A 7,520-nucleotide genomic window follows, 5' to 3' on the forward strand; every position below is an offset into this window, starting at 1 on the left:
CGCCGGTCGGCGCGCCCGAGCCCAGCGGTCAGGCCGACACCGGCGCAACGCCGACGGCGACCTGCAAGCCTTCGATGACGCGGCGCTTGACCTCTTCAAAATCGCCTTCGATGCGGCAGCCGGCGGCGTTCTTGTGGCCGCCGCCGCCGAACATCTCGGCAACTTTGGCGACGTTGATGCGCCCCTTCGAGCGCAGGCTGATGCGATAGACGCCCGGCGCCATCTCCTTGAAAAAGGCCACCGCCCCGACATCGCCGACCGATAGCGCGTGGTTGACGATGCCGTCGGCGTCCTCTTCGCAAGCGCCGGCTTCGTACATCATCTCGCGATCCATGGTCACCCAGCCGATGCGCCCCGATTCGTCGCGCTCCATGCCGGCCAGCGCCAGGCCGAGCAGCTTGACCTTCGAGAACGGGTAGGAATAAAAGAGCGCCTGCGAAATCTTCGCCGGCTCGACGCCGCAGCGCACCAATTCGGAAGCGATCTTCAATGTGCGCTCCGTGGTGTTTGAGAAGTGGAAGCTGCCGGTGTCCGTCAGCAGCGCCGTGTAGATGCAGTCGGCGATCTCTTTACTGACTTCGACGCCGAGCGCCTTGCAGAGATTGTAGATCATCTCGCCGACCGCCGCCGCCGTCGGGTCAATCCAGTTGATGTCCCCGAAGGGCAAGGTCGTCGAGTGGTGGTCTATGTTGACGACGAACTGGCGGTGCAGGCCGGGCAGGCCGGGCCGGTCAACGTCGCTGCATTCGATGATGAAGACGGCGTCGTAGCTGGTGTCAATGTCAGGCTGCACGAGCACGCCGTCAGAGCCGGGCAGAATGTGATAAGCCGGCGGCACACGGTCATGCAGCACGACTTCGGCATCTTTGCCGAGACTGCGCAGCATCCAGTAGAGCGCCAGCCCTGAGCCGAGCCCGTCGCCATCGGGCCGAATGTGCGACGTGATCATGAAACGCTGCTTCTGTTCGATGAGTTGTACAACCTGACCAAGCATAATACATCCAAAAGACACGGGGGAATTTTAGATTTTCATAGCTTGGCGCTTCGCGCCGGCGATTTTGGATTTTGGATTACGGGAAAAGCCATACCGTACTGTCCGAACTTTCCGGCAATCCAAAATCGCCGGCGCGAAGCGCCAAGCTATGAAAATCTAAAATCCAAAATTATTCATCGCTGGGGCCGGATTCCGAAGCGTTCGCGGCCTGTTCGCGCGCCCGTGCCTTTTCTCCTTCCTCGCTTAGTATCCTTTCGATTCGTGTGGCAGTCTCGGTCGTGTTGTCATAGACGAAGTGCAGCTCCGGGGTGCGCCTGATGCGCAACACCGCCCCGAGCTGCGTGCGAATGAAGCCAGCGGCGTGCTTGAGCGCCGCCAGCGCTTCGTCAATCTCTTCGTCATTGCCCAGCACGGTGACATAAATCTTCGCGTTTCTAAGATCAGGCGTCAGGCGCGCATCGGTGACGGTGACCGTGGCGACGCGCGGGTCTTCGACTTCGCCGGCGATAATCATGCTGATCTCTTCGCGGATCTGTTCGGCCAATCGTTCCTGTCTTCTGCCAATCATACTTTCACCTGTCAGGTTTTGCGGCCACAATTAAACTTTAAATGCTATCCGCAAATCGCCTGCGGCGCAACTGTCAGCAACCGTTGCAACAGTTCCATCATAAATAAATTTGGGCAGTGCGCCATACAAAAGCGCATACGATTCGAGAGGCCGTGGGGGGATTCTCTGCGATTCACCGCACTTCGAGGAGCAGCCTCGCAGATGGCCGCTCCCGATTCTTCAATGCTTCCACGAAGTCCCGTCAGGGACGAAATGTTTATAGCAACCGGATCAACTCAAGCATCGAGCCCCGTCAGGAGCGCAATGTCAACCTTCCGCCCCTACGGGGCCTGGGTGCTTCTGGCACCGGTCATCTATAAACATTCCGCTCCTACGGAGCTTGAATTTCAAAACGCCCAGACGCCGCGTTACAACGACGTCGGCGCGACTTCCTCGGTCATATAGGCTTCGATGACGTCGCCGGTCTTGACGTCCTGGAAGCGTTCGAGCGAGATACCGCACTCGAAGCCTTGCTTGACCTCGCTGACGTCATCCTTAAAGCGCCTGAGCGACTCGATCTTGCCTTCAAAGATGACGACGTTGTCGCGCAGGATGCGCGCCGTCGTGCGGCGGATCGAGCCGTCGGTGATATAGCAGCCGGCGATCTGGCCGACGCGCGGCACGCGGAAGACCTGGCGCACCTCTGCGTGGCCGGTGATGACTTCGCGCTTGGTGGCGTCGAGCAAGCCGAGCATCGCCAGGCGAATCTCTTCTTCGACCTTGTAGATGATCGTGTGCAGGCGGATGTCTACGCCTTCGTTCTCGGCAATCTCGCGGGCGCGCGACTGCGGCCGCACGTTGAAGCCGATGATGACCGCCGCCCGGCCCATGTCTTTCGACGAGGCGGCGGCCAGCATGACATCCGATTCGGTGATGGCACCGACGCCCGAACGAATGATGCTGATCTTGACGCGCTCCGTGGTTAACTTGTTGAGAACGTCGCGCACGGCTTCGACAGAGCCCTGCACGTCGGCCTTCAAGATCACCTTCAATTCCTTGACGGCGCTCTTTTCAGAGAACAACTGTTCGAGGCCGCGCGCAGAGGTGCGGGCGATGGCCGCCATGCGCGCCTGCATCTGCCGCTGGCTGGCGATGTGCTGGGCCTGCGTGGCGTCAGAGACGACTTGTAACTGGTCGCCCGCCGCCGGCACGCCTTGAAGGCCGAGAACTTCGACGGGCGTCGCCGGGCCGACCTGCGCCACGGCGTGGCCGCGATCATCAAACATCGCGCGCACGCGCCCGAAAATCTGACCGGCGATGAATGGGTCGCCGACTTTTATCGTCCCCTGCTGGACGAGCACCGTGGCGACCGCGCCGCGCCCGCGGTCGAGCTTGGCTTCGAGCACCACGCCCGACGCCAGGCGGTCGGCGTTGGCCTTCAGCTCCAGCAGGTCGCTGGTGATGAGGATCATCTCAAGCAGCCCCTTGATATTGGTGCGCTGCTTGGCAGAGACTTCGACCATCACGGTGTCGCCGCCCCAGCCTTCCCATAACAGGCCGCGGTCGGCAAGCTCCTGCTTGACGCGGTCGGGATTGGCGTCGGGCTTATCGATCTTGTTGATGGCGACAACGATAGGCACTTCGGCGGCCTTGGCGTGGTCAATCGCTTCGAGGGTCTGCGGCATGACGCCGTCATCGGCGGCGACGACCAGCACCACAACGTCTGTGACTTTGGCGCCGCGGGCGCGCATCATCGTGAAGGCTTCGTGGCCCGGCGTGTCGAGGAAGACGATGCGCCGCAACTTCTCAGGATTGTCCGGGTCGGCAACGTCAACCGCGTAAGCGCCGATGTGCTGCGTGATGCCGCCGGCTTCGCCTTCGGCAACGCGGGTCTCGCGGATGCCGTCGAGCAGCGACGTCTTGCCGTGATCGACGTGGCCCATGACGGTGACGACAGGGGCGCGCGGTGCCAGGTCTTCTTCGCCCGACTCGATCATCTTCACTTCTTCGGCCTCGCTGATGATCTCTTCAAACGGCGCGAAGCTGATCTCGTAGCCGAACTCACGGCCTATGGCCTGGGCGATCTCCGGGTTGATCGTCTGGTTGATGGTCGCCATCACGCCACGTTTGATCATCTCGGTGACCACATCTTTCGGCTTGACCTCGATCTTCTCAGCGAAGTCTTTGACCGTGATGCCTTCGACGACTTTCAGGGCGCGCATCTCTGTAAAGACAGGCTTCTGCTTGGGCGCGATGGTGCCGCGGTGCGTGCGCGGCGAATCGAGATGTTTGCCCTCTTCCGGCCCGAATTCGCCCGGCCCGCGCTTGCCGCGGCGCGTGCGTTTGCGCGGGCGGTTGTCTTGCGGGATGTAAACCGTGCTCGGCTTCTTTGTGCCGTCGGGGGCGATGCCGGGAGCGGCGGCTTCGGCGCGTATCCCTGGACCACCTGGACGCCCGCCCGGCTGTCCGGGACGCATATGGCCCGGACGCCCACCCGGCGCGCCCGCATGAGTCGTCGCCGGCGGCGCGGCAGGCGGCGCCACGACGGCGCCCGGAATGCGGCGCAACTGGCGCACCTGCTGACCGCTGCGCGGCAAAGCGGCGGGCGCAGGGGTAGTCGCTGGCGCGACCGGCGGCGCGACCGGTTCAGTGATTGGCGGCGCGGCAGGCTCGACGGTAGGGGCCTGCGCTTCTGCCGCTTCGGCGGCTGGCGGCGCAGGCTCGAATACGGAAGTCGGCGGCGCGGCGGGCGCAGCGGTCTCAGCCGCAGGCGGCGCGGCCTGCGCGGTTGGCGGAGCCAGCGGCGTCGGGGCCGGCGCTTTCTTCAGCACGCGGACTTGTGGCCCGCGCGGCTCGAATCTGCCGGGTTCGACAGACGGCGCGGCAGGCGGCGGCGCTTCATAAGCAGGCGCTTCGGCGGACGGCTCGACGGCTGTGGCTTCTGCCGGTGCCGCCTCCATGTGCGCGTGCTTGATGAGGCGCGGCGCGACTTTCGGCGTCGCCTTCTTGGGAAAGTACTTAGCGCGAATCCGTTCGGCCACCTCATTCGGCACGGTGTTGGAAGGCACACTGACATCAATGCCCTCGCGGCGCGCGTCCTCGATAACCTTCTTGTTATCGAGTTTCAGCTCCTTCGCCAGGTCGTAGATTCTCGTTTTGTTGCCTGCTGTCGCCATAGTGATCCGAAAACTTCTCCGTCTGCCCGCCGCATCCGCAACGAGCCGCTCTCGCAAACGCCACACGGCGCTGCGTGTGATCAACTTTACTCTTTCGTTTCCTCGCCCTCGCCGCCCGTCGCGGTCTCGCCGGTGACGTGCTCGACATCTTCAAGCGTCAGGTCGGCGCGGAACGATTCGACCAGCTCTTCGGCGCTCTGCTCGCGGCCTTCATCGATGCCGCTCTCTTCGACCCACTCGCGGTGGGTTTCGGCGACGACCTGCGCGCCCGGCGCGAAAGCTTGCAGGCCGGAAGCCGGCATCGGCCCCAGCTCGGCTTCAGAGCCCGCGGGCGCATCGGCCAGCGTTTCTTGAATCTGCACCTCGGTTGGGCTCATCGCGTCAAAATTCGGCACGGCGGACGCGTCGGGCCGCGCCGGGTCAGGCTCGGCATCGGGCGGCGGCGCGTACTGCCGCTCTTCATCCATCTCGTCTGCCGCCTCTTCCGCGGAAGGCTCAGGCTCGGCGAGCCGCGACGGGTCAATGGTTGCTTCTTCTGTCGCCGCGGTCGCGGTTTCGTGCCCTTCTTCTGGCATGGCTTCGGCCTCCAAAGCGGCTTCAGGAGCCGCTTCCGCGGCTTCGCCGCTTTCCGCCAGCTCGGCGTCGTGAGCCGATCCTTCAACGCCTTCTTCGCTGACCGAGACGCCGTGACCGGCTTCGGGCTCAGTAGCTTCGGACCCGGTCGCCGTTTCATCAGCGGCCTCGGCTTCGGCGGGCGCGGCAGCAGCTTCCTTCGCCGCCTGCACTTCGCGCGCGTGCTTCTGCGCCAGCAAGCGGTGCGCGCGCTCCAGAATCTCGTTCGCCTGGTCGAAGCTCACGTCAATAGCGTCAACCAGCTCGTCCACGCCCATGCCGCTCAACTGCTCGATGTTCTCGATGCCGCGGTCTTTCAAGCGCTGCGCCGTGATCTGGTCGAGCGCCAGGCTCTCGCGGATGTCGGCGAGCGTCGCTTCGCCGCCGGCCATGACGGCTTCGAGCTGCGCGGCGGCAGCGCGCGCCGCTTCTTCGGCGCTGCGGATGTCTATGTGCCAGCCGACCAGCTTGGCCGCCAACCGCACGTTCTGCCCCTTCTTACCAATGGCCAGCGACAACTGGTCTTCGGGGACCGTGACGGTCAGCTTCTTCTCTTCGAAGCTGTTGATCTCGACCTTCGAGACTTTGGCCGGCGACAGGGCGTTCGCGGCAAAGACCGCCGGGTCTTCGCTCCACTCGATGATGTCGATGCGTTCGCCGCGCAGCTCGCGGATGATCGCCTGCACGCGCGAGCCCTTCATGCCGACGCACGCGCCGACGGGGTCGACGTCGCGCTCGGTCGAAATCACCGCGATCTTGGCGCGGTCGCCGGGCTCGCGCACGGCGGCCTTGATCTGCACCGTGCCGTCATAAATCTCCGGCACTTCCATTTCAAACAGCCGCTTCAGCAGCTCAGGCGAGGTGCGCGAGACTTCGACCTGCGGCCCTTTGGAATCCGTCAGCACGTTGTTGATGACGACGCGCAGGCGCTCGCCCTGGCTGAAGCTTTCGACGCGCGACTGCTCCGATTTAGGCAGCACGGCTTCGAGCTTGCCGAAATCGATGATCAGCCGCCCGCCCTCGAAGCGTTTGACGAAGCCGTTGACGAGCTCGCCCAAGCGCCCGATGTATTCGTCATAAACGTTCTTGCGCTCGGCCTCGCGGACTTTTTGAAAAATGATCTGCTTGGCGGTCTGCGCGGCGATGCGGCCGAGTTCCTCTTTCGGCTTGGGAAACTCCAACTGGTCGCCGACCTCCGCGCCCTCTATGCCCATCTCGGTCACGTCGGCGAGGCTGATCTCTGTCGCGAGGTTCTGCACCTCGTCCACGACGGTCATCAAGGCGAACAGGTCGATGTCGCCGGTCTCCGGGTCGTAGCGCGCGCGCAACTCCTCGCCCGTCTGCTCGGCGTTGAACTGCTTGCGCGCCGCCTTGATGACGGCCTCCTCGATGGCCGCGATGATCACCATCGGGTCAATGTTCTTTTCGCGGCTCAGAACGTCTATGGTCTGGGCAATCGGACTCATGCTCGTGGACATAGCTCTTTCCTTTAGTTGTCAGCGGTCGGCGGCCAGTGGTCAGCAAACGCGCTTCCGAACTGACGACTGACGACTGGCCCCTGGCACCTAGAACTCGTACTCGATGTTCGCCTTGGCGATCTGCTCGAAAGGGATATCTATGCGGCCCGGCCCGTCAGCCTCCAGGCTGACCGTGTCTCCGCTCATGCCGAGCAGCTTGCCCCTGAAATTCCGCTGGCCGTTGATCGGCTCCGCCGTCCGCAGCTTGACGCGGCTGCCGGCGAAGCGCTCGTAATCGGCGCGCTTGTAGAGGCCGCGCTCGATGCCCGGCGACGAAACTTCGAGCGTGTACTGATTCGGGATCAGGTCTTCAACGTCGAACAGGGTGCCGACCTGATTGCTGACGCGCTCGCAGTCGTTGATCGTGACGCCGCCCGGCTTATCAATGAAGATGCGCAAGACGAAATGATTGCGCGGCCCCACCGCCTCCCAGTGAACCAGTTCGAGCCCCTCGCGCGCCGCCACGCGCTCTATGATCTCGTTAATCGCTTCACGGTTTAAGCCGGCCATTATCCCTAATGAAAAAAGTGGGCCAAGCCCACTTGTTTACCAAGCTTATTATGATACCCGTTTGTGCAAAGAAATTGCAAGGCATCGCGCCGCGCCGCAACCGCGGGCCGCAAAAAGAAGCGCGGCACTGCGGCCTCATCATGGCCATGCGATGCCGCGCCTTT

5 protein-coding genes are annotated in these 7,520 nt (G+C 63.3%); all 5 read right to left on the bottom strand.

The annotated features are described in order from the left end of the window. Window positions 1-28: 28 nt before the first annotated feature. The 5 genes from VJ464_28950 to rimP all read right to left on the bottom strand — a co-directional run bounded on the left by VJ464_28950 (window position 29) and on the right by rimP (window position 7,356). Window positions 29-994, bottom strand: coding sequence for a bifunctional oligoribonuclease/PAP phosphatase NrnA (locus tag VJ464_28950; GenBank protein HKQ09187.1), 966 nt, complete (start codon window positions 992-994; stop codon window positions 29-31). Window positions 995-1,163: 169 nt separating this feature from the next. After that, complete coding sequence (gene rbfA / locus VJ464_28955; protein HKQ09188.1) at window positions 1,164-1,562, bottom strand: 30S ribosome-binding factor RbfA; 399 nt, start codon at window positions 1,560-1,562, stop codon at window positions 1,164-1,166. 407 nt (window positions 1,563-1,969) lie between these two features. Then, window positions 1,970-4,717 carry a translation initiation factor IF-2 gene (gene infB / locus VJ464_28960; protein ID HKQ09189.1) on the bottom strand — a complete coding sequence of 916 codons (2,748 nt, stop codon included), beginning with the start codon at window positions 4,715-4,717 and terminating at the stop codon, window positions 1,970-1,972. 86 nt (window positions 4,718-4,803) lie between these two features. Beyond that, window positions 4,804-6,807, bottom strand: a complete 2,004-nt coding sequence (gene nusA, locus VJ464_28965) for a transcription termination factor NusA (protein HKQ09190.1) — start codon at window positions 6,805-6,807, stop codon at window positions 4,804-4,806. Window positions 6,808-6,894: 87 nt separating this feature from the next. Further along, window positions 6,895-7,356: a ribosome maturation factor RimP gene (gene rimP, locus VJ464_28970; protein HKQ09191.1), complete on the bottom strand. Its 462-nt coding sequence runs from the start codon at window positions 7,354-7,356 to the stop codon at window positions 6,895-6,897. Window positions 7,357-7,520 lie beyond the last annotated feature (164 nt).

It is taken from the genome of Blastocatellia bacterium (assembly GCA_035275065.1).
In the GTDB taxonomy this organism is placed as follows: Bacteria; Acidobacteriota; Blastocatellia; order UBA7656; family UBA7656; genus DATENM01.

Bases quoted from the DNA above. Each gene is read 5' to 3' on its own strand.
- rimP (HKQ09191.1), bottom strand. From the start codon at position 7,356: ATGGCCGGCTTAAACCGTGAAGCGATTAACGAGATCATAGAGCGCGTG.
- nusA (HKQ09190.1), bottom strand. From the start codon at position 6,807: ATGTCCACGAGCATGAGTCCGATTGCCCAGACCATAGACGTTCTGAGC.
- VJ464_28950 (HKQ09187.1), bottom strand. From the start codon at position 994: ATGCTTGGTCAGGTTGTACAACTCATCGAACAGAAGCAGCGTTTCATG.
- rbfA (HKQ09188.1), bottom strand. From the start codon at position 1,562: ATGATTGGCAGAAGACAGGAACGATTGGCCGAACAGATCCGCGAAGAG.
- infB (HKQ09189.1), bottom strand. From the start codon at position 4,717: ATGGCGACAGCAGGCAACAAAACGAGAATCTACGACCTGGCGAAGGAG.